Here is a 336-nt window from a genome sequence, read left to right as displayed (position 1 = left end):
AAGCAGGGCCCGGCCCGGCGTCAATGTCCACAGCCCGTGGGGCGTCAACACCCGCACGATACCGCTCATCGCGTAGACCAATTGGGCGCGGTGATGAATGTGCGCGATCTCCCGAGCCCCGTCGGCATAGTCGATCGCCTGTGCAATCACGTGGCGCGCCTGAACGTCCTCACCGAAGGTTTGCAGTACCGGATTCATGCTCATCGATTGCCGTTTTGATGCGAAAAGTAAAAAAATACAATGAATCAGCCATATTTGGCGATTTCTAGGTAAATGTTGTCCTGACGAGAGCCAAATGCCGACGATACCCTTAGGTTTTTGATAATCATTCGCATT

The 336-nt window shown here is 53.3% G+C and carries 1 pseudogene; it reads right to left on the bottom strand.

Features of this window, described 5'->3' with window-relative positions:
- Positions 1-204, bottom strand: a pseudogene (locus CDV44_RS27425) (AraC family transcriptional regulator); the annotation flags it as partial.
- Between the last annotated feature and the right edge of the window lie 132 nt (positions 205-336).

It is taken from the genome of Pandoraea sp. PE-S2R-1 (genome assembly GCF_002179865.1).
GTDB lineage: Bacteria > Pseudomonadota > Gammaproteobacteria > Burkholderiales > Burkholderiaceae > Pandoraea.
Note: the sequence above shows the minus strand (reverse complement) of the source record. Positions and strands in the feature narration are given on the sequence as shown.